This window comes from Paenibacillus sp. FSL H7-0942 (assembly GCF_045040715.1).
Taxonomy (GTDB): Bacteria; Bacillota; Bacilli; order Paenibacillales; family Paenibacillaceae; genus Paenibacillus; species Paenibacillus amylolyticus.
Window position 1 is genome coordinate 14,134 of sequence record NZ_CP150279.1, and the last position, 22,260, is coordinate 36,393.

Genomic DNA, 22,260 nt, shown 5'->3' on the forward strand with positions numbered 1-22,260 from the left:
TTGCGCAAGCAAAACAAGGGAAGCGAGCGACCGAAACCGGAACAAAATGGTTAAGCTACTAAGAGCACACGGAGGATGCCTAGGCGCTAGGAGCCGATGAAGGACGTGGCGAACAACGAAACTGCCTCGGGGAGCTGTAAGCAAGCTTTGATCCGGGGGTGTCCGAATGGGGAAACCCAGCTGGGGTAATTTCCAGTTACTCACAACTGAATACATAGGTTGTGTAGAGGCATACCAGGGGAACTGAAACATCTAAGTACCCTGAGGAAGAGAAAACAATAGTGATTCCGTCAGTAGCGGCGAGCGAACGCGGAGAAGCCCAAACCAGAGAGCTTGCTCTTTGGGGTTGTGGGACGTCTCACATGGAGTTACAAAGGAACCGGTTAAGCGAAGAGGTCTGGAAAGGCCCGCCAAAGAAGGTAAAAGCCCTGTAGTTGAAAGTTGGTTCCCTCCGAGACGGATCCCGAGTAGTGCGGGGCACGTGAAACCCCGTATGAATCCGGCAGGACCATCTGCCAAGGCTAAATACTTCCTAGCGACCGATAGTGAAGCAGTACCGTGAGGGAAAGGTGAAAAGCACCCCGGAAGGGGAGTGAAATAGAACCTGAAACCGTGTGCTTACAAAAAGTCAGAGCCCGTTTTAGGGGTGATGGCGTGCCTTTTGTAGAATGAACCGGCGAGTTACGTTCCCGTGCAAGGTTAAGGTGAAGAGCCGGAGCCGCAGCGAAAGCGAGTCTGAATAGGGCGAATTAGTACGTGGACGTAGACCCGAAACCGGGTGATCTACCCCTGTCCAGGGTGAAGGTGCGGTAACACGCACTGGAGGCCCGAACCCACGCATGTTGAAAAATGCGGGGATGAGGTGGGGGTAGCGGAGAAATTCCAATCGAACTCGGAGATAGCTGGTTCTCCCCGAAATAGCTTTAGGGCTAGCCTCGGAAAACAGAGTCGTGGAGGTAGAGCACTGATTGGGTGCGGGGCCCGCAAGGGTTACCAAGCTCAGTCAAACTCCGAATGCCATAGACTTACTTCCGGGAGTCAGACAGTGAGTGCTAAGATCCATTGTCAAAAGGGAAACAGCCCAGACCATCAGCTAAGGTCCCCAAGTGTGTGTTAAGTGGGAAAGGATGTGGAGTTGCACAGACAACCAGGATGTTGGCTTAGAAGCAGCCATCATTGAAAGAGTGCGTAATAGCTCACTGGTCGAGTGACTCTGCGCCGAAAATGTAACGGGGCTAAACACACCACCGAAGCTATGGCTTGATGCTTTGCATCAGGGGTAGGGGAGCGTTGTATAAGGGTTGAAGGTGTACCGTAAGGAGCGCTGGACATTATACAAGTGAGAATGCCGGTATGAGTAACGAAAAGATCAGTGAGAATCTGATCCGCCGAAAGCCTAAGGGTTCCTGAGGAAGGCTCGTCCGCTCAGGGTAAGTCGGGACCTAAGGCGAGGCCGAAAGGCGTAGTCGAAGGACAACAGGTCGAAATTCCTGTACCACCGTAAGCCGTTATGAGCAATGGGGGGACGCAGTAGGGTAGTGACGCGGACTGATGGATGTCCGTCTAAGCAGTAAGGCTGATGTGTAGGCAAATCCGCACATTGTAAGGCTGAGCTGTGATGGGGAGCGAAAATTATAGTAGCGAAGGTCATGATCTCACACTGCCAAGAAAAGCCTCTAGCCAGGTGATGGTGCCCGTACCGCAAACCGACACAGGTAGGCGAGAAGAGTATTCTAAGGCGCGCGGAAGAACTCTCGTTAAGGAACTCGGCAAAATGACCCCGTAACTTCGGGAGAAGGGGTGCCCCGGTAGTGTGAATAGCACGAGGGGGCCGCAGTGAAAAGGCCCAAGCGACTGTTTAGCAAAAACACAGGTCTGTGCGAAGCCGTAAGGCGAAGTATACGGGCTGACGCCTGCCCGGTGCTGGAAGGTTAAGGGGAGTGGTTAGGGAGCAATCCCGAAGCTGTGAACCGAAGCCCCAGTAAACGGCGGCCGTAACTATAACGGTCCTAAGGTAGCGAAATTCCTTGTCAGGTAAATTCTGACCCGCACGAATGGCGTAACGACTTGGGCGCTGTCTCAACGAGAGATCCGGTGAAATTTTAATACCTGTGAAGATGCAGGTTACCCGCGACAAGACGGAAAGACCCCATGGAGCTTTACTGCAGCTTGATATTGAATTTGGGTACGATCTGTACAGGATAGGTGGGAGCCTTTGAAGCATGAGCGCCAGCTTGTGTGGAGGCAACGTTGGGATACCACCCTGATCGTATCTAGGTTCTAACCTGGTACCGTAATCCGGTGCGGGGACAGTGTCAGGTGGGCAGTTTGACTGGGGCGGTCGCCTCCTAAAGAGTAACGGAGGCGCCCAAAGGTTCCCTCAGAATGGTTGGAAATCATTCGAAGAGTGCAAAGGCATAAGGGAGCTTGACTGCGAGACCTACAAGTCGAGCAGGGACGAAAGTCGGGCTTAGTGATCCGGTGGTACCGCATGGAAGGGCCATCGCTCAACGGATAAAAGCTACCCTGGGGATAACAGGCTTATCTCCCCCAAGAGTCCACATCGACGGGGAGGTTTGGCACCTCGATGTCGGCTCATCGCATCCTGGGGCTGAAGTAGGTCCCAAGGGTTGGGCTGTTCGCCCATTAAAGCGGTACGCGAGCTGGGTTCAGAACGTCGTGAGACAGTTCGGTCCCTATCTGTCGTGGGCGTAGGAAATTTGAGAGGAGCTGTCCTTAGTACGAGAGGACCGGGATGGACGTACCGCTGGTGTACCAGTTGTTCCGCCAGGAGCACCGCTGGGTAGCTATGTACGGACGGGATAAACGCTGAAAGCATCTAAGCGTGAAGCCCCCCTCAAGATGAGATTTCCCAGTATGTAAGACCCCTTGAAGACGACGAGGTAGATAGGCTGGGGGTGGAAGTGCAGCAATGCATGGAGCTGACCAGTACTAATCGGTCGAGGGCTTATCCAATTAGCAAATTGTAATTCGCGTGTTTCGTTTCGAATCTAGTTTTCAGAGAACGATCTCTGAATGTAAGCTAAGCTATGCGTTTGGTGGCGATGGCGGAGGGGTTCCACACGTACCCATCCCGAACACGACCGTTAAGCCCTCTAGCGCCGATGGTACTTGGACCGCAGGGTCCTGGGAGAGTAGGACGCCGCCAAGCAAAGAACCACTGCCGATGTTATTCGGTGGTGGTTTTTATTTGTTTATAAGGATTAAATATGATAAGTGGAAGCTCTGACATGATCGATACTGGAAGGTAACATTTTTGTTACGGATAACAGCGGCAAAACCAGTATAATAGGACTATGTTAAATATGCTAAAAGTACCTGACCACAGAGCTGGAATGTGCAGCTGTGAAAAGGAGGGTGTGTGTGTTAAGTTGGCGGAGACTTGGACTACAATCATTTCTGTTGCTTTGTTTGACCGTTGTTCTAGCAGGATGCGGTGAAGCTTCAGGATCTGTATGGACTTCATATGAAGGTGCGGTGAACGAGAAGAGTTTTCCGGTGCCGAAAGTAGCGAATAAATCTGACCAGTCTGAAAATAATTCGGATATGGATTATGTTCGATATACGCTGTCTGGTATTAGTGAGAGTACTAGCTTGCCTGAGGTATATCTAGACGAGATTAAAAGCTGGGGTTGGACAGAGAGGCAAGCCAAGGGTACATCCAATGAATCCAGTACCTTGCGTGTATTTGCAAAGGAAGGACATACTGTGCATTTAGCAGTACATGATGGTTCCTTTACACTAATGGTTCCTAGAAATGATGCTACTCAAACGACAGTTAAATCATTGGCTGAAGATGATTGAGCTGGTTCAGGTATGGTTTGGTATGATCAATTAACGCTGTGATGTTCCTTATAATATAGTAAAGCTCCCGTGTACATGATCGGGGGCTTTTTGTTTTTTGGCGAAGTAGGCTTTAGTAATGGTGGGAGAAGCTATCGCGTATGGTGGATCAGAGGCCATAAAGGTACAGAAGGAAGGAATGAGTAGTTTCTTTCGTACCATGTATAGGTGGTATGTGTGCTTGAAGCATAGCGGAGTGTAGAGCGCTAAAAGTAGAGGGGGAGAGATATAAGTTGTATAAAGGTATGAGGTAATGAGTGGCTGATGGAAAGCAGCTTGAGGGCATATAGAGCTGAGACTGAGTGAGAGATCGCTCAAGGCGTTCTACGAAACAAATGGGGTTATGAGATATGTAATAAGAGGCGAAAAAGAAGAGAAGAACGGAGCCACGACTGGGGATAACTCATTTAACTATGCCCATGCTGTGGATAATGGATGAGAAGGGAACAATAAATAAAGGTTATCCACTGTGGATAACCTTTATTTGCGCATATGAGGAACGATACACGATTATGTTTTTGCATCAGATTATTCGAAGGGCTCAGCGGTTATGTATTACAAGTAAGTAAGGTACATTGAGTATTGCATAAATGAGGGAGTGTTATTGCAGATAATATGAGACATCTTGGTCATTCAATTTGATGAGTCCGTCTTTACGCTCACGGGAGAGCACCATTACAACATACAAGCGAGGACCCAGCAACCACAAATGCCAGAAGATCAGCGAGAGGGTGAAGGACAATGGCGACCATACCAAACATACTGTAATGATACATAGTCCAATCCAGCTCATGTTAAGGTGTACCCGGACAAACATACGGAAGCTAAAATGCTGATCAGGGATATAACCTAACCAGGGCATACGCATATTCCAGCGCCAGCGTTTGGCGTAAGAGGTACGGACCAGAAGTAATATCGTTCTGGCGATGACATAATGAATCCAGATGGTGATTGGACCTGCCAGTAAAAAAAAGAAGAGGCCAGTCCAGGAGAATGCGAGTAGATTGAATAAGAGCATGATGACCGGCAGACACAGATAGCTGTAAATGACACTGCGGGCGATAGCCTTTTTTTTCAGAAGCCGGTATTGATAAAATGTTGCTTTATTCTCCGGTTCGGCGATCATACGATTATATATCCTCCTTCGGATTCACGTTTGTGTGGGGTAGGTATTCATTGTTCTTACACGAGTAAAAGGGAATGAATCATACATGTATGTATATATGAACCTTGTATCTCACGCCATGACGATTGTACAAGATATTGAGATTCGACGGAGCTTATCTCAGTATACTCCCGAATACACGGACTGTCAGGCTTTGATATCGTTATCATGTATTATATATCGGCTGGGATTCCAAGTTTTTTTAAGGAAATTAAATATAAGTTTGAGTCAGGCCAAGGGATACGTGATGTAGAGGTAAATGCGATGGAATGTAGGATAACTGTATATACATAAGCAATTGAATGTTCTTGTAGGGAGAATGAATGTATTTTTCGGTACAGACACCCAAGAGGGGGTGGGCGAATATATATATTTTATAGAAAGAAAGCACTATGAAAATGTTTAAAATAATAGAAACTGTGCAATACTGATAGTAAACGTAAAACAAGGGTGGGATGGTTCATGGAAGAACATGCCGAACACACATGTATTATCTGCGAGCAAAGAAAAAGAGAAGGCATTTTTATTGTATCTGAATTCATATGTGACACTTGTGAAGCAGAAATGGTTCATACCGACGCGCAGGATGCCAAGTACAATTATTTTATTCATCAAATGAAGCAAATTTGGGTACAAAAAAACGCATAATAAATTTTGCTAATAGAAGTAGAAGCGAAACATCACATTGTAACGATGCTGATGTGTATAGAGGCCCAATGGGCCTTTTTCTGTTTTTAAGAGGAGAGATTGTCTTGTATGCCATCTTGGGAAGGCGTATGCTGATATAATGGTATAGATCATTTGCAGTAGAGCGTGTGGAGATGGGGAAGAAATGCTTTCCTTGGATTAGGAAGCATTTTGGAGCGCATAGGGCGCACATTATATATGTACAGGATGGTTATTTCATGGATCATAAAAATAAATCAAGTAGTGCCCCTTTATATGAAGCGTTGCTTGCGTATCGTGATTCGAAGCAGCGTTCTTTTCATGTGCCTGGGCATAAAAATGGACAAGCTTACCGACATTTGCTGGAACAAGCAGAAGCAGGGCAATCTCCAGCTAAGGATATCGCTAATGAGGAACAACAGCACGGAGTGATTCAGAGCAATGCAGGAGGGAACGTTAACCGAAGGATAGAGCAATTCAGTTCAGTGGAGAAACATGGGGCTGACATGGGGAGTGGGGAACGACTCAGCGATGAAGGGGCTCATTCGGGAATAGGATTGGTGCCGGTTCGTTCATTTCTGGAGATGATGGAGATGGATGTTACGGAGATTACGGGCACCGATGATTTGCACCATCCGGAAGGTGTAATCCAGGAAGCACAGGAGCTTGCGGCAGATTGTTTTGGAGCGGAGGAGAGTTTCTTCCTTGTGGGAGGAAGTACAGCAGGTAATTTGTCTCTATTGCTAACTGTGTGTGATGAGCCAAACAGTATTGTGCTGGTGCAACGGAATGTGCACAAATCCGTTATTCACGGGTTAATGCTGGCGGGCGCAAGAGCTGTATTTCTGGAGCCGTGGGTCGATCCTGTGTCTGGACTTGCGGTCATGCCGTCTGTGGAGACGGTTCAGGCTGCTGTCCAGTCCTACCCTGAGGCAAAGGGCGTTTTAGTCACGTTGCCCAATTATTACGGCATGGGCGCTGATCTGACGCCCATAGCCGAGGTATGCCACGCCGCTGGCTTGCCATTGCTCGTGGATGAAGCGCATGGCGCGCATTATGGGCAGCATCCGGAGCTGCCTGTCTCTGCACTGTCATGCGGAGCAGACGGTGTCGTGCAGTCGACGCATAAGATGCTGACGGCTTTCACCATGGGTGCCATGCTGCACATTCAGGGACCACTGTTAAACCGGTCCCTGTTAAGGCAGCGCCTGGCCATGGTGCAAAGCTCAAGCCCATCATACCCGTTGATGGCTTCGCTTGATCTGGCGCGCCGGCTGCTGCATGTGCAGGGCGCGAACACATTCACGGCGGGGCTCACCGCCGTGAATGCCTTTAAGCGCGGCCTCGCTGAGCTGCCGCGCTTCCAGTTGCTGCAGCCTGCACAGCCGCTGCAGCCAGAATCGCCAGCCGGAACAGCGAAGCCGGCTGGCATGTCCGTGTCCGCTGCGCAGCAGACACGGGAGGGCTTGACCGCGGCGGCGATGCCATCTGCCGCGGGATATACCGCTCAGGACCCATTCAAGGCCGTCATCTATGACGGCGCAGGGGTGCTGAGCGGTTATGGGCTACAGCAGCAGCTGGAAGCATGCGGCTGTGTGCCTGAGATGAGCGACGAACGGTACGTCGTCTTGCTCTTCAGCCTGGGCTCAACGGTGCAAGATGCTCAGCACCTGTTGCAGGCTTTACACCATATCAGCTCTGCCGATGGGCATGAGCAGGTCCAACAATCTAATGCAGAGTCATCTCATCAGCTTGCGAAAGGTTCGGCGTATTATATTTCCACGTGGAACAATTTACAAGAAATCACTCGCTACTCGGAACCGATCTCCTTTACACTGCAACCGATTGTGGAGACGAATACGATTAATGTCCCGATAGAAGAAAGCGCGGGTTGTCGATCAGCTGAGATGGTAGTCCCGTATCCTCCAGGGATTCCGCTTGTATATCCGGGTGAACGTATTAGTACATCGATGGTGGCTCGTATACAACTCCTGCGGGATGAGGGTGCAAAGTTTCATGGGGTATCCGATGCATCTCTACAGTCATTGAAGGTTATGAAGGAATGAAGGGAACACATGAGGATCTGAATTGCATTCACCAATAGGTAGGCAATATGACCAATACGGATAGCGATACTGGACCCTACACATGTGAGGGTCTCTTGGTCATTAATCTAGTTGCTAGGGTGTGTCTTCAAAATCAGGCATGCAATACGTTGAAGGATGTCAGGGTCCAACAGCTTGAAGTCAAGGATTGCTGATCCTGGCGAATTGTCCAGACGATTTTCTAAGAAACCGAGGACGTCTTATTTAGCCTTCGAGTCCTCCTTTTATTTTGTAAGGAACCTGAGACACGTTATTAACCATATAGACCTAACAAACACGCTGTAAACGGCTGGTTATTCCAATATACCGTCTTTCAGATTCCTTAGATTGCTGCGGGCGTTTCAAATCGCTGAATAAGACGTCACAGGGTCGTTAGCCCTCCCGCTCCGTGCCCTGCTCCAGACACATTCAGTTTGAAGACACGCTTTAGTTCAACTTATATAGATAGACATAAGAAAGAAGGGAACACTTTGGGTATTCCGCTAAAAAAATATACAGGAATAGTCCTGCAAGTTTTGTTGATGTACGGTTTTTATTGGATTGGCAACTTGATTCAAGCTGTATTACATCTGCCGTTAACAGGTAGTATTGTGGGCATGATGGTATTGTTTGTCACCATTCAACTGGGAGGGATCAAAATGAGCTGGGGAGAAGAAGGGTCGACGTGGCTTCAATCTCATCTGCAATTGTTGTTCATCCCCCCAACTGTGGGCATTATTAATCATTTTGATTTTTTTAGAGCCAACACCTTGTTATTGGTACTTGGTTTGATTGTTAGCACATTAATCACCTGTCTGATATCTGCCAAATTAAGTGAGTGGCTTATGACATGGAGATCGTCTCATTCAGGCAAAAAGGAGGCGATCACTTGTCAGCATTCATCCTCGGAATTGGAATGATCGCGCTAACCATCGCTGTATATATTCCAGCCACTCGTCTATATAAAAGGCTGAAATGGCCGATCCTTATGCCTGTACTCACAACGACTGCCATCCTGATTCTGATATTGGTGATTTCCGGTATAAAGCTGGATACCTACATGCTGGGTGGAAAATGGATACAGGAGCTTTTGGGACCAGCAGTCGTATCGCTCGCTTTTCCCTTGTCCAGACATCTGCATGTGCTGAAGCAAAATATCATTCCAATTGTGGGTGGAATAATCGGAGGCAGTATTACAGGTATCGCTACAGGCGCTTTAATCGCCATTCTACTCGGCTATCCGCAAGAGATGGTCATCGCTTTATTGCCAAAATCAGTGACAACTCCTGTGGCTATTCAACTCGCTAATCAGGTTGGGGGGAATGCCTCATTCACATCGCTGTTTGTGATGATTGCAGGATTCTCAGGGATATTATTGGGGCCGATGCTCTTGAAATGGGCCAAAGTCCGCAGTAAACATGCCTATGGAATTGGACTGGGTTCAGCGTCTCATGCCCTCGGCATGGCAAGGTCTTTTGAATATGGAGAGAATGCGGTAGCCCTCAGTTCAGTTTCCATGATTGTCAGTGCCATTGCCGGATCAATTATGCTTCCATTATGGGTATGGATTATCTACGGTTGAATGCTTTACTTTGTTGTTCATGTTGGAGTAACCGCTGACCTATAGTATGATAGAAAGAAACAAGCTTGTATGATCTTGGTGTTATTAATACGTACCGATATAGCTGTAGCTATACACCTCTGGGCGGGGGATATCATATCTTGTAGCAAGAGGGTCTAAGCATATTCAATTACAGCAGCAATAGATGCAATTATCGACATAGAAAGCAGGGAAGCATATGCAGGGCAGAGGTAAATTCATTACGCTGGAAGGGGGAGAGGGTTCCGGTAAAACAACGATGATCGGTAGAATAGGTTCTTATTTTGAAGAACGGGGTATACCTTACGTAGTTACGCGAGAGCCTGGTGGAATTGAGATTGCGGAGAAAATACGTTCAATTATTCTGGACCCTCTTCATACGGCAATGGATGCTCGAACCGAAGCGCTATTGTATGCAGCTGCACGCAGCCAGCATCTGGCGGAGAAAGTAGAGCCTGCGCTGAGAGCTGGAAAAGCAGTCATCTGTGACCGATTTGTCGATAGCAGTCTGGTCTATCAAGGCTACGCCCGTGGACTCGGGATAGAGAATGTATGGGCCATTAACCGTTTTGCGATTGGTGATCTCATGCCGGATGTGACCTTATATCTGGACATTGAGCCTGAAGTGGGGCTTGCCCGGATCGATGCTCATGATGGCCGCGAAGTGAACCGTCTGGATCTGGAAAATCTGGAGTTTCACCGTAAAGTGCGAGAGGGTTACTTCCTATTAAAAGAGCAGTTCCCGGAACGGATCAGAGTTATCGATGCTTCCATGAAGCAGGAGGATGTCTTGGCAGCAATGATTTTGTCGCTGGAGACAGGGATTTTGAAGGATTTTGACGAGTAATTGTCTAATATATAGACAGGGCATTTGATAAAGGTGCTTATTCTAAAGGAGGTTATGCAGGATGAAACTGATTGTTGCGATTATACAGGATAAAGACAGCAACCGATTATCCAGCGCATTGGTCAAAGCAAACTTTCGGGCGACGAAGCTTGCCAGTACGGGCGGATTTTTGAAGGCAGGCAACACGACGTTTATGATCGGTGTCGATGATGGTCAAGTCGAATCCGTAATGAACGTCATTCGCAGCAGCTGTAAGGTTCGTGAACAGCTCGTGACTCCGGTCACACCGATGAGTGGAACAACCGACTCTTACCTGCCGCTACCTGTTGAAGTTCAAGTAGGCGGAGCTACTGTATTTGTTCTCCCGGTAGATCGCTTCGAACATTTCTAATTAAACCTATTGCATGGAACCCATGAGGGTCCTTCATGATTGATAGCATGTTGGAAACGATGGATGCAAGAAGAGTTAACAGAGTTCGTGCGTGCCACTTACGGAACGCCTTTCTTGACGAGAAGAATCAGCATACTCTTTCCGGATGAGCATTTCCCAGCTGGGGAATGGTTCATTTCGGAAAGAGGTTGACTACAAAGAACAAGTCCTTGATGGTGATGTGTATCTACCATTATATATAGAGTGTGATCAGCATATATAAAAGCCTCATTCTCACGCACAGGCGCAATGCGCACTGTGCTGATGGGCGATTGGCTAACTATGATAGAAAGCGGGCGTATCCATGAAAATCAATCCTGGATTCAGACCGATTCAGAGCGGGATCAGTTCTACTGATTCAGGTTCCAAACCGGTTCAATCCAAAAATTTCTCTGATATGATGAATCACCAGGGTGAACGGGCCTCACAAGCTGAACTGAATCGCCGGTTTAGTGAAATCCAGCTTCAGGGAGATCGCTTGGCACGTTCCATGACGATTCGTGAACTGAAGGCGTATAAGCAACTTGTTAAAAGGTTCCTGGAAGAGACCGTTCGTCGCGGTGTATCCATGAAAGAGACAAGGGGTTGGGATCGTCGTGGCAGAGGTAAGCGGTATAAGCTGATTGATGAAATTGACTCCGCTCTGTTATCCATGGCTGATGAATTGCTGGATACAGAAGAAGGAAAAATCTCTCTATTACAACAAGTAGGCGAAATTCGGGGGATGCTTATTAATTTAAGCTTCTGAGGAGGAAGTATGTCCTTTCAACAGATTATGGGTCAACAAGCGGCCAAGAAAATGTTACAAAGCAGTTTGAGACGTAAGGCAATAAGCCATGCGTATTTGTTTAGCGGTCCAGCTGGTAGCGGGCAACGGAAGACGGCAATTACCTTTGCCAAGGCAATATTCTGTACAGAGCTTGAAGATGACGCTTGTGGGCAGTGTCTTGAATGTCGTAAGGTAGATCATGGTAACCATCCGGATCTAACCATGCTTGCACCAGATGGAAACAACATTAAAATAGATCAAATCCGGGATCTGCAACGTATCTTTTCATACCGATCAGAGGCAGGCCATCCCAAAGTATATATTATAGAACAAGCCGAGAAAATGACGGTGCAGGCAGCAAACAGTTTGCTCAAATTTCTGGAGGAACCGCAGGTACCAGCAGTCGGCATCCTGATTACAGATAATGGACAGGCCATGTTGCCAACGATCCGCTCACGCTCCCAATTGGTACCGTTCAGCGCACTGAATCCGGAAGAGATGCTGCAATCACTAATTGAGGAAGGGCATCCTGCCAATCTGGCTCGCTCTGCCGTCCATTTAGCGTCAGGATTGGAAGCATGTAGAGAAATTCTCCAGCAGAATTGGTTTGCAGAAATTAGAAACGTAATGTTACAATTAGGGAAGGAGTCCCTGGGTAGAGGAAGTACATCATTGATCTCTGCACAGCAGAAGCTTTTTAAAACCGGACTCTCTGAACACCTGGACATGCTGCTTAGTTTGTTCCATCTATGGTTTAGGGACATGCTGTATGTTCAGTACGATAGGCATGAACATATCGTTTTTATAGATCAGTTAGACATGTTATCTCAGTTGGCACATACCCGCAGCACAGAGCAGTGGGTCTCCTACATGGATATGGCCGCAGCATGCAGAAAAAAATTGCGTTTCAACGTCAATGGCCAGCTTTGTCTGGAGCAATTTTTGATCGGTTTGGCATAAGACTGGGAGAGGGCAAAGTTAGCTCCAATCATATGCAAACGGTTATAACTTCGGCCGGTTCCCTAAGAAGACGGGGCTTCAGACGAAGTGGGGTTGGCTTACAAGGGGGTTAATTTTTTGTACAGTGTAGTGGGTGTCCGTTTCAAAAAAGCGGGCAAAATTTATTACTTCGATCCCCTGGACCTTCCCATTGAGAAAGAAAACTGCGTTATCGTGGAGACAGCGCGGGGGGTTGAGTACGGTAAGGTTGTCGTAGGTAAGAAGGAAGTGGGCGAGTCCGATGTGGTGTTGCCGCTGAAGAAAGTCATCCGCGTTGCGGGCGATACAGATGCCCGTGTGGTTGATGAGAACAAACGTGCAGCCAAAGAAGCATTCGGTACTTGTTTAAATAAAATCAAAGACCATGGCCTCAAAATGAAGCTGGTCGATGTGGAATTTACGTTTGATCGCAATAAAATTATATTTTATTTTACAGCTGAAGGAAGAGTTGATTTCCGGGAGCTGGTCAAGGATCTGGCAAGCATATTCCGGACACGAATCGAGCTGAGACAGATTGGTGTACGTGATGAAGCGAAGATGCTTGGCGGAATCGGACCTTGCGGCCGTGTGTTGTGTTGTTCTTCCTGGCTGGGAGACTTTGAGCCGGTATCAATCAAGATGGCTAAAGATCAGAGCCTGTCACTGAATCCGACGAAAATTTCAGGGTTGTGCGGAAGACTCATGTGCTGTCTGAAATTTGAGCATGATAACTATGAAAGTGTGAGAGAAGAACTGCCAGCTGTAGGCAAATTGGTCGTCACCTCATTGGGTGAAGGAAAAGTTGTCGGAATTAATGCCGGTAGCCGCACAGTCCATGTTCAACTGTTCGACATCAGTAAAGTCAAAGAACTTCCGCTGGATGACGTCGTTATCAAGTAAACCATAAAGGTTGCTTCGGGGTGGAAACTTGGAAAAGAAAAATCTGTTTACGCACATTCATGAAATGGAAACCCAACTGGGTCAGTTGCACGGTGATTTAGGAGAGTTAAAAATGATTGTGAAGGAGCTGCTTGAGGATAATCAGCGGCTTACCATCGAGAATGAGCAGTTACGCAAACTGCTCAAACGTGAGGCTCCGGCAGATCTGCCGATCTCTTCAGCACTCGCTCCTGTAGCAAGACCAGCAGGTCCGGCTACAGGCGAGGATGTTGTGGGTGAAGGGTATGATAATCTGGCCCGGTTGTATCACGAAGGCTTCCATATCTGCAACGTCTATTATGGACATTTGCGGACGGAAGGCGATTGTCTGTTCTGCCTGTCTTTTTTGAATAAATGAAGTGACCGTAGGGATCCCCTACGGTTTTTTTTCAAGGTTATAAACCTAAACTAAACAAACATGAGATATAGAGTACCGGAGGATGAGCGTAACATATGGAAGAAAATGAAGTTGTGTTACATGAGTCAGAGCGGATTGATGATCTGCTCTCTCATGATCTGAGAATCATTCAAAGTGATGAAGTGTTTAGTTTTTCGATGGATGCCGTATTATTAGCCCGGTTTGCTTCCGTACCTAAACGGGGTCGTATACTTGATTTGTGTACGGGTAACGGGGTGGTTCCCATTTTGCTTACAACGCGTACGCAGGCTAGTCTGGAAGGGATCGAGATTCAGCCACGTTTGGCTGATATGGCGCGTCGCAGTGTGCAATTAAATGCATTGGATGAATCGATTATGATTCGTGAAGGTGATTTGCGAGAACTCGTGAAAGAAACAGGACATGCTGTATACGATGCAATAACGGTTAATCCTCCATACATGCCTCTGAATGGCAGTGATCTCAAGATGAACACACATCAGGCAATGGCACGTCATGAGATCGGATGTACCCTGGAAGAAGTGATTCAAGCTTGCAGTCGGCTTGTACGTAATGGCGGCAAAGTATCGATGGTTCATCGTCCGCAGCGCCTTGCAGAGATTATCTCGCTCATGCGCGAATATAAGCTGGAACCAAAACGGATTCGGATGGTACATCCCCGTGCTCATCTGGAAGCCAACATGGTGTTAATTGAAGGAATGAAAGATGGTAAACCCGAAGTAAGGATGCTTCCTCCACTCATTGTCTACAATGAAGAGGGGAAATACTGCGAAGAGATTATGGATATTTACTATGGTCAGCAACATGCTGAGCGTACTACGAAAGGAGGGCTTTAGATGACTTTGCATATCCAAAAAAGCTATGCGGAGCAGCCTGAAGGATCAGGCAAGCTCTATCTGGTTGGAACACCCATTGGTAATCTGGAAGATATGACCTTCCGTGCCATCAAGACATTGCAGAGTTGTGACATCATTGCAGCAGAAGATACACGCCAGACCCGAAAGCTGCTTACCCATTTTGAAATTACACCTTCGATGCTGTTTAGTTATCATGAGCATAATAAGGGGGCGAGTGGACCTGAACTGATACGCTATATAATAGAAGGAAAAAATTTGGCACTCGTCAGCGATGCCGGTTTGCCAGCTATTTCGGACCCTGGTTCTGACCTTGTACAGCTTGCACTGGAAGCCGGAATAACGGTCATTCCCATCCCGGGGCCCAACGCTGCGTTGTCTGCTCTGATCGTGTCCGGATTACCGACGGAGCGTTTTACATTCGGCGGTTTTTTGCCGCGGGAGAAAAAGGACATGCGAAAAGTGCTGGAGGCGTTTGACGAATCCAACGGGACTTTGTTATTTTATGAACCGCCTCATCGTATTCGGAAAACATTAGTCCACCTTGAAGAAATTCTGGGTGATCGCTCGATTGTCCTGGCTCGTGAACTAACCAAGCGTCATGAGGAATTCGCAAGGGGTACTGTGAGGGAATGCATAGACTGGCTTGAAGAGCATCCACCTCTTGGCGAGTACTGCTTGCTAGTAGAAGGCATTAAGGAAGAGGAGCGTAAGGCTGAGCGCGAAGCATGGTGGCAGCTCATGTCACTCGCGGATCATGTCAGCCATTATGAGGGTGAAGGACATAACCGCAAAGATGCAATGAAAAAAACGGCTACCGATCGCGGTCTGGCGAAGCGTGATGTATATAATGCATTAATCGAGTAGTAATCTAACCAAATATCTTCTGTTGTGGGGAACATAACCTGAAAAGAAGCTTATATCCAACCTTAGTGGAATATTAAAAAGAGCAGAGTGGCTAAAAAAAATTCCGAACAAATTTCATCGTTCTCTCCCAGTTCGCGTGTGACAGAATCATTTTGGGTAATGGAACCCATAACAAGGCAAAAAAATACCTTCCGCGGTGGGGTTCACACCGGGAAGGTCATTAAGGAATATTAAAAAGGTTAGAAATAACAATTTAGATAAGTCCAGTATACCTGGTTTTTCTTATTTTGCCACAGGTGCAGGGATTTCGGAAATACATTCGTTACAAACAATTTTACCTTTGAAGTAAGTAACGTTCTCTGCATTACCACAGAAGATACAAGCAGGCTCGTATTTTTTTAACATGATGCGCTCGCCGTCAACGTAGATTTCCAGAGCATCTTTTTCACCAATACCGAGCGTACGGCGCAATTCAATTGGAATAACTACCCGTCCCAGTTCGTCCACTTTTCTTACAATACCTGTTGATTTCATCATTATAATCAGTGCTCCTCTCAGCTAACTATCTTTGTCATTATTCGACATTATTTTATGTTTTATGATACTCATCATACCAACGATTCCCAAATCAGTCAACCTTAAAATTAGCTTAAAATTAAGGCTGTTTTTCACAAGGTTACTGGTGGTAAGGGATTGGAAGCCATTTTTCGCATTTAAACCTCAATGTCAGCTTTGTCGATTTGGAAAACGACAAAACTACTTCATTCGACAAAGTTCGTCATATGGTGTCGAATCTTAGGTGAATCGCAGAGCTCAAAGCGTTAATATAAAAGAAATTAAAGGAGTGAGTCGACATGGAACAACGTTTAACGGAAGAGAAAGTATTCAAAGATCCGGTACATAATTATATCCACGTGCAAGATCCGGTTATATGGCAGTTAATTAACACCCCGGAATTTCAGCGTTTACGCCGGATTCGTCAACTGGGTACTTCTTACCTTACCTTTCACGGAGCAGAGCATAGTCGGTTCTCACATTCACTAGGTGTTTATGAGATCACACGCAAGATCATCTCTCAATTTGAAAGAAGTCATTATTCGGATTGGCCGAAGGAAGAAAAGATTGTAGCTCTGTGTGCAGCTCTACTTCATGATCTCGGGCATGGGCCATTCTCTCACTCCATCGAGGAAGCTTTTGACATGAATCACGAAGATTGGACTTGTCGCATTATTACAGGTGATACCGAAGTAGGGGCGATCTTAAGACGGTATGCTCCTGATTTTCCTGAGAAAGTAGCGTCTGTCATTCAAAAAACGTATGAAAAGCCGATTGTGGTGAACTTGGTGACCAGTCCGCTTGATGCAGACCGAATGGATTATTTGCTCAGGGATGCCTATTTTACAGGTGTAAATTACGGCACGATTGACCTTGATCGTATCCTTCGGATGCTACGTCCTTATCATGGGCGGATTGTAGTCAAGGAGTCAGGCATGCATGCTGTGGAGGATTACCTAATGTCTCGGTATCAGATGTATTGGCAGATTTACTTCCATCCGGTAACTCGTAGTTCTGAAATTATATTGCGGCAAATATTCAAGCGAGCGAAAACACTCCTACAACATGGTTTTCAATTCCGCTTCATGATTGATCCACTCCCTCAATTATTTGAAGGAGAATTATCCGTGGATGAATATTTGCAGTTGGATGAAGCATTAATTCAGACGGCATTTACGCAGTGGCGCAAGGAGGACGATACTGTTCTGAGTGAGTTATGCGAACGTTTTATGGATCGCAAGTTATATAAGTATGTAGAGCTTGAACAGGTCGACTTGACAATGATGGAAGAGATTCGGGAAGCTTTTGTACAGGCTGGCCTCGATCCCGAATATGATCTTGAAATTGATTTTCCTTCGGATAATCCGTATGATGTGTTTCGTCCGGATGAATCCACAGATAAGCAGATTCTTCTTCTGGATCGACAGGACAATTTACGTGAGTTGTCAGAAGTATCTGACATTGTCCGTTCCATCAGTGGGCTTCACCGAGGGAAACATCATTTGTATTACCCGCAAAACAAGGTGGATGCGATTATTCACGAATTACCGTCACATATACGCCCCTATTTCTTGTAATCGTGTGGGTATAATCCGATGAAGAATTTCGATATCAAAACACTTTCTAAAAGAGCTATTTTCCATGATACAGTAATCTGCTTTAATGGGGAGTATATGTAGATCGACATAATTTTGTAAATGCAAGCAGGCAGAATGAGCACAATTAGCAATATATAGATCAGAATATCCTTATATCTTCTATATATTGTAGTTGTGAAGAAACAAACGTAATGATGTAATACACAGATACCCAAAATGTTTTATGTATGAGTCATTGAATTATTGAATTTTACAAATTGGATTTTGAAAAAGAAGATAGTCGTTATTTCGACATGAAGGGAGATACAGACATGATGCTGTTCGACACACATACACATCTGGATGCACCACAATTCGACGAGGACCGCGAGGACATGATTCAGCGTGCTGTGGATGCAGGAGTTGGTCGCATGATCAACATTGGCTTTAACCGGGAGACAATTCCAACCACAATGAAACTCGCTGAAACATATGACTTTATATATGCAGCTGTAGGGTGGCATCCTGTAGATGCGATCACAATGCAGGAGGGCGATTTGGAGTGGATTGCATCTTTATGCAAGCATGAAAAAGTGGTTGCGATCGGTGAGATTGGATTGGATTATCACTGGGATACTTCACCAAAAGAAATACAGCATCGCGTATTACGACAACAAATTGCTTTGGCGCGTGAAGTGAACATGCCAATTGTCATCCATAATCGGGATGCGCATGAGGATATCATAAGAATTTTGCGTGAAGAGAAGGCGAGTGAAGTTGGTGGTGTGATGCACTCGTTCTCGGGCAGCTGGGAAACAGCAAAAAGTTGCCTCGATATGGGCTTCCATCTCTCCTTCGGAGGACCGATCACATTCAAAAATGCAAAGCAACCCAAAGAGGTGCTGGAGAAGGTTCCTATGGACCGGTTTTTCATTGAAACAGATGCTCCATATTTGACACCGCACCCTTATCGTGGGAAGCGAAATGAGACAGCGCATGTACGTCTGGTTGCAGAGGCAGCTGCGGAAATTAAAGGCATTTCGGTGGAGGAAATTGCTGCAATAACAACCAAAAATGCCATGGAACGATTTGGGATTCGTTAAAAAAACGAGCAAATGAGGTGAAAAAGGCAGGTAAGCGGAGGTAATTTGCCCTTTGATCCAAATAAATCAAGAATATTACAATATTTTAACCAAATATTCAGAAAAACGTACTTGATCAACGCTTTACAACATGCATCAAAACAGGATATCATCTTTTCAGTGAATTGTTGTGCGGAAAATTGGACAGATGTTCGGGGGATGAACAAAGGGACACTTTCCGATGAAACAACATTACTTTCATGAATCAGTCTCGCTGAGTCTCCGTTAACGGAGAGCGGGGGAACCAATAGGGCTTAAACATCGGTGTATTTGGCCGATGCGCAACGTTCGCTGACCCAAAAGCAGCGAAGGGAACTGCGAAGCCGTATTTGATTTCTTCTTTGGGTCTCGGGGTGAATTCAAGGGCGTCCGCCATGAGCGGGTGACCCAAGATAGGGCGGCTCTCTTTCGCCCGAACCCGACAGCTAACCTCGCAAGCGGAAAAAGAGAGGCAACCTCGTGCATGAATTTCCGATATTCAAAATCATTCGGAAGCCACGAAAGAGTTCCTCTTACACTCTTTCTTTGGCTTTTTTGTTTTTGAATAAAAGAAATATTGTCATCATACGGTAGGTATTCAGGAGGATGACATCATGTTGCGAAGATTGATTCATGGTGCAGAACCGGATTATGTTGGTCCAATCTGTGTTCTGTAGAAAATTTGGTATAGTCACGTCAAAGACATCATGCATTACTTTAGACGGCGAGGCTATGAAGGAGGACGGAGAAGTGGGCACATTCCAACCAGAAGAGACCCATGAGTCACGATCATCCAGTAAGTCTTTCGCGTTGCGGTGGAAGCATGAGAACATGCGTCAAATGGCATTGATCGCGATTTTCTCAATTGCGCTTACAATCATGATCTTGTTAGTCGTTTACGGTCAGGCCGGGAAACAAATTTCGCTGGTTATTGATGGCAAAGCTCAGGTGGTAGAGACTCGTACAGGAATGCTTCAGGAAATGCTGGAGGAGCAGTCGATCACAGTCAGCCCTCACGATAAGGTATCCATGTCCATGAATGGGGCGATTACAGATGGAGACCGAATCGTTATTGAGCGGGCCGTTCCAGTTAACATTACGGCAGACGGAGACACCAAGACTCTGTATACAACCGATTCATCGGTAGAAGATGCAATTCAAAAATCAGGTATTCAAGTTGAAAGTAATGATAAAGTGTATCCGGCGCTTGGAACTGCGATCAAAGCGGAGATGAAGATCCGTGTAGTGCGCGTAACAAAGCGTACAGTGGATGTAGAGCAACCGATCGCTTACAAAGTCATTAAAACGGCTGACCCTAGCTTGTACAAAGGGGATAACCGTGTCGTTGTGAACGGCAAAGAAGGCACAATTGTACAGCATATCGAAAAGGTATTTCAGGATGGAGAATTGGTCTCCAAAAAAATGGTCGGCAAATCTGTCGCGAATAATCGTGTAGATAAAGTGATCGCTGTCGGCACCAAAGCAAAACCGGTCGTGAAGGAACCTGAGATTCAGACCGTATCTGCTCAAACGTCAACAACCAAAAAGGCTACAACAACGAATTCGAAGAAAACATCTGCCTCGGGCAGCAAAGTGATTACCGTATCCGGGACTTCTTTTAAATACTCCAAAGTACTTAAAAATGTATCCATGACTGCTTACTCTTCCGAAGAGCCTGGCATTGGAACTAAAACAGCTTCCGGTACTCGTGTAACGGAAGGACGCACCATTGCGGTTGATCCCAAAGTCATTCCAATTGGCTGGTGGGTATATATCGAAGGTCTGGGATTCCGTCGTGCGGAAGATACAGGCGGTGCCATTAAAGGCAACAAAATTGATGTGTATTATGACAGTGTGAAGCATGCCCTGAATTTTGGACGTAAGAAAGGCAAGACGGTCTACGTGATCGGTCCGGTGAAGCCGGAAGCGAACTAAAATCGTTTTACTTTGAAATGGGAATGCTATAAAATAGTTGCATGAATGATTCATGCGGAATATGCGGCGGAGGAGTCTGAATTCAGTCTCCCCCGCCGTTTGGCAGAGAAGAGGATATTCCTCTTCTTTTTGCGTTAGAAAGGAAGAAATGGAACATGATAAAAGAAGTCATTGTGGTGGAAGGCCGTGACGATACGGTAGCTATCCGTCGGGCCGTGGAAGCCGATACCATAGAAACAGGTGGATCAGCAATCAACCAACGCATTCTGAAGCGGATTGCGCTTGCTCAGGAGAGACGGGGAGTCATTGTACTGACAGATCCGGATCATGCTGGCGAACGCATTCGAAAAATTATCGCGAACAAGGTGCCAGGCTGCAAACATGCCTTCATCCCGGAAGCCGATGCAACGCGCAAAGGGGACATTGGGGTGGAGAATGCCTCACCAGAGGCGATCCGTCATGCTCTGGCGCGCGTACATACTTCATACGAAGGTGCTCCGAGCCTGATCGATTGGGAGGACCTGATCGCGGCAGGACTTATTGTGCATCCGCAGGCTGCTGCACGTCGCATGGAGATGGGCAATCTGCTGGGCATCGGTTATTGTAACGGTAAGCAGTTCCACAAACGTCTCAGTGTATTTCAGATTACACGGGAAGAGTTCTCTACAGCATTAGCGCAAATTGAACGTGAAGGATTGTGAGCATATGAAGAACATGGAAGAGACGATTGAAATTGCAACGCCCAAGCGTACGAAAGAGATTATTCAAAGACACGGATTCTCATTTAAGAAAAGTCTGGGTCAGAACTTTCTGATCGATCAAAATATACTGAACAAAATTGTTAATGCAGCCGATTTGGACGAGTCCAAGGGCGCACTGGAGATCGGGCCTGGTATTGGAGCACTCACGGAGCGACTGGCTCGGGTAGCCGGTCCCGTCACAGCCGTAGAGATTGACCAGCGCTTAATCCCAATCCTGGGAGAAGTGATGCAGCCTTATTCAAATGTACGTGTACATCATGGGGATGTGTTGAAGCTTGATCTGGCTGAGTTGTTTAATACGGATTTTGCATCCGTGGACAAAGTCAGTGTTGTGGCTAACCTGCCTTATTATGTAACGACTCCAATCATGATGAAACTTCTGGAAGAGAAACTGCCGGTAGACAGCATTGTTGTCATGATCCAAAAAGAAGTGGCTGAACGCATGGCTGCTGCACCTGGATCAAAAGACTATGGCAGTCTGAGCATCGCAGTTCAGTACTACAGTATGCCGGAACTTGTGTGTATTGTGCCTCCTACGGTCTTCATTCCGCAACCTAATGTGGAATCAGCTGTCATTAAGCTGAAAGTGCGTGAGCAGCCGCCAGTGGAGATTCCGGATGAAGCACACTACTTCGAAGTGGTACAGGCTTCTTTTGCCCAGCGGAGAAAAACAATCTCAAACAACTTGAAGGCACGTTTCTTCACAAAGGAGAACCGGGAACAGGCAGACATTCTGCTGGAGCAGGCAGGTATTCAACCGTCCCGGCGTGGAGAGACATTGAGTCTGCAAGAGTATGCCACACTCAGCACCGTAATGTGGGAAGCTGGGGTACGTGCAGCGCTGTAAAATT

General features: G+C 46.6%; 20 protein-coding genes, 2 rRNA genes and 1 riboswitch. Of the genes, 20 read left to right on the forward strand and 2 right to left on the reverse strand.

All coding sequences use genetic code 11. The features are described from left to right. Window positions 1-48: 48 nt before the first annotated feature. The 3 genes from MHI48_RS00055 (at window position 49) to MHI48_RS00065 (ending at window position 3,825) form a co-directional block, all read left to right on the forward strand. A 23S ribosomal RNA gene (locus MHI48_RS00055) occupies window positions 49-2,976 on the forward strand. 79 nt (window positions 2,977-3,055) lie between these two features. After that, a 5S ribosomal RNA gene (rrf, locus tag MHI48_RS00060) occupies window positions 3,056-3,172 on the forward strand. 212 nt (window positions 3,173-3,384) lie between these two features. Then, window positions 3,385-3,825: a hypothetical protein gene (locus MHI48_RS00065; RefSeq protein ID WP_017691399.1), complete on the forward strand. Its 441-nt coding sequence runs from the start codon at window positions 3,385-3,387 to the stop codon at window positions 3,823-3,825. A gap of 640 nt (window positions 3,826-4,465) precedes the next feature. Here the strand turns inward: MHI48_RS00065 and MHI48_RS00070 are convergent. Next, the gene (locus MHI48_RS00070; RefSeq protein WP_405142685.1) at window positions 4,466-4,990 is read right to left on the reverse strand and encodes a hypothetical protein; all 525 of its coding nucleotides are present in this window, start codon (window positions 4,988-4,990) and stop codon (window positions 4,466-4,468) included. Window positions 4,991-5,491: 501 nt separating this feature from the next. Here MHI48_RS00070 and MHI48_RS00075 point away from each other — a divergent pair. The 12 genes from MHI48_RS00075 (at window position 5,492) to rsmI (ending at window position 15,460) form a co-directional block, all read left to right on the forward strand. Further along, complete coding sequence (locus MHI48_RS00075; protein WP_017691396.1) at window positions 5,492-5,677, forward strand: sigma factor G inhibitor Gin; 186 nt, start codon at window positions 5,492-5,494, stop codon at window positions 5,675-5,677. Between the two features lie 257 nt (window positions 5,678-5,934). Then, complete coding sequence (locus tag MHI48_RS00080; RefSeq protein ID WP_405142687.1) at window positions 5,935-7,761, forward strand: aminotransferase class I/II-fold pyridoxal phosphate-dependent enzyme; 1,827 nt, start codon at window positions 5,935-5,937, stop codon at window positions 7,759-7,761. 560 nt (window positions 7,762-8,321) lie between these two features. After that, window positions 8,322-8,699, forward strand: coding sequence for a CidA/LrgA family protein (locus MHI48_RS00085; protein WP_405142689.1), 378 nt, complete (start codon window positions 8,322-8,324; stop codon window positions 8,697-8,699). After that, complete coding sequence (locus MHI48_RS00090) at window positions 8,669-9,361, forward strand: LrgB family protein (protein WP_405142691.1); 693 nt, start codon at window positions 8,669-8,671, stop codon at window positions 9,359-9,361. Before MHI48_RS00085 ends, MHI48_RS00090 begins: the two co-directional genes overlap by 31 nt. A 217-nt stretch (window positions 9,362-9,578) precedes the next feature. Continuing rightward, window positions 9,579-10,226, forward strand: coding sequence for a dTMP kinase (gene tmk / locus MHI48_RS00095; protein ID WP_017691392.1), 648 nt, complete (start codon window positions 9,579-9,581; stop codon window positions 10,224-10,226). 61 nt (window positions 10,227-10,287) lie between these two features. Next, window positions 10,288-10,617, forward strand: a complete 330-nt coding sequence (locus tag MHI48_RS00100; protein WP_017691391.1) for a cyclic-di-AMP receptor — start codon at window positions 10,288-10,290, stop codon at window positions 10,615-10,617. A gap of 343 nt (window positions 10,618-10,960) precedes the next feature. Beyond that, window positions 10,961-11,404: a YaaR family protein gene (locus MHI48_RS00105; protein ID WP_017691389.1), complete on the forward strand. Its 444-nt coding sequence runs from the start codon at window positions 10,961-10,963 to the stop codon at window positions 11,402-11,404. A gap of 9 nt (window positions 11,405-11,413) precedes the next feature. Beyond that, window positions 11,414-12,385 (forward strand): DNA polymerase III subunit delta', encoded by a 972-nt coding sequence (gene holB / locus MHI48_RS00110; RefSeq protein WP_036606132.1) that lies wholly within the window; start codon window positions 11,414-11,416, stop codon window positions 12,383-12,385. Window positions 12,386-12,502: 117 nt separating this feature from the next. Beyond that, the gene (locus MHI48_RS00115) at window positions 12,503-13,303 is read left to right on the forward strand and encodes a stage 0 sporulation family protein (RefSeq protein ID WP_017691387.1); all 801 of its coding nucleotides are present in this window, start codon (window positions 12,503-12,505) and stop codon (window positions 13,301-13,303) included. A 28-nt stretch (window positions 13,304-13,331) separates the two neighbouring features. Next, window positions 13,332-13,700, forward strand: coding sequence for a DNA replication initiation control protein YabA (yabA, locus tag MHI48_RS00120; protein ID WP_017691386.1), 369 nt, complete (start codon window positions 13,332-13,334; stop codon window positions 13,698-13,700). A gap of 95 nt (window positions 13,701-13,795) precedes the next feature. After that, window positions 13,796-14,575 carry a tRNA1(Val) (adenine(37)-N6)-methyltransferase gene (locus MHI48_RS00125; protein ID WP_036606131.1) on the forward strand — a complete coding sequence of 260 codons (780 nt, stop codon included), beginning with the start codon at window positions 13,796-13,798 and terminating at the stop codon, window positions 14,573-14,575. After that, the gene (rsmI, locus tag MHI48_RS00130; RefSeq protein WP_405142695.1) at window positions 14,576-15,460 is read left to right on the forward strand and encodes a 16S rRNA (cytidine(1402)-2'-O)-methyltransferase; all 885 of its coding nucleotides are present in this window, start codon (window positions 14,576-14,578) and stop codon (window positions 15,458-15,460) included. Between the two features lie 282 nt (window positions 15,461-15,742). On the opposite strand, the gene MHI48_RS00135 is transcribed toward rsmI, so the two are convergent. Next, window positions 15,743-15,997 (reverse strand): AbrB/MazE/SpoVT family DNA-binding domain-containing protein, encoded by a 255-nt coding sequence (locus MHI48_RS00135; RefSeq protein WP_017691383.1) that lies wholly within the window; start codon window positions 15,995-15,997, stop codon window positions 15,743-15,745. A gap of 317 nt (window positions 15,998-16,314) precedes the next feature. Between MHI48_RS00135 and MHI48_RS00140 the strand changes: the two genes are divergently transcribed. The 5 genes from MHI48_RS00140 (at window position 16,315) to rsmA (ending at window position 22,256) form a co-directional block, all read left to right on the forward strand. Beyond that, window positions 16,315-17,592, forward strand: a complete 1,278-nt coding sequence (locus MHI48_RS00140) for an HD domain-containing protein (protein ID WP_036606129.1) — start codon at window positions 16,315-16,317, stop codon at window positions 17,590-17,592. A 332-nt stretch (window positions 17,593-17,924) separates the two neighbouring features. Further along, window positions 17,925-18,695, forward strand: coding sequence for a TatD family hydrolase (locus MHI48_RS00145; RefSeq protein ID WP_174806491.1), 771 nt, complete (start codon window positions 17,925-17,927; stop codon window positions 18,693-18,695). A 241-nt stretch (window positions 18,696-18,936) separates the two neighbouring features. Beyond that, window positions 18,937-19,190, forward strand: a riboswitch (cyclic di-AMP (ydaO/yuaA leader). Between the two features lie 273 nt (window positions 19,191-19,463). Continuing rightward, window positions 19,464-20,648, forward strand: coding sequence for a 3D domain-containing protein (locus tag MHI48_RS00150; RefSeq protein ID WP_091039099.1), 1,185 nt, complete (start codon window positions 19,464-19,466; stop codon window positions 20,646-20,648). Window positions 20,649-20,803: 155 nt separating this feature from the next. After that, the gene (rnmV, locus tag MHI48_RS00155; RefSeq protein WP_017691379.1) at window positions 20,804-21,349 is read left to right on the forward strand and encodes a ribonuclease M5; all 546 of its coding nucleotides are present in this window, start codon (window positions 20,804-20,806) and stop codon (window positions 21,347-21,349) included. 4 nt (window positions 21,350-21,353) lie between these two features. Further along, window positions 21,354-22,256, forward strand: coding sequence for a 16S rRNA (adenine(1518)-N(6)/adenine(1519)-N(6))-dimethyltransferase RsmA (gene rsmA / locus MHI48_RS00160; RefSeq protein ID WP_100528122.1), 903 nt, complete (start codon window positions 21,354-21,356; stop codon window positions 22,254-22,256). Window positions 22,257-22,260 lie beyond the last annotated feature (4 nt).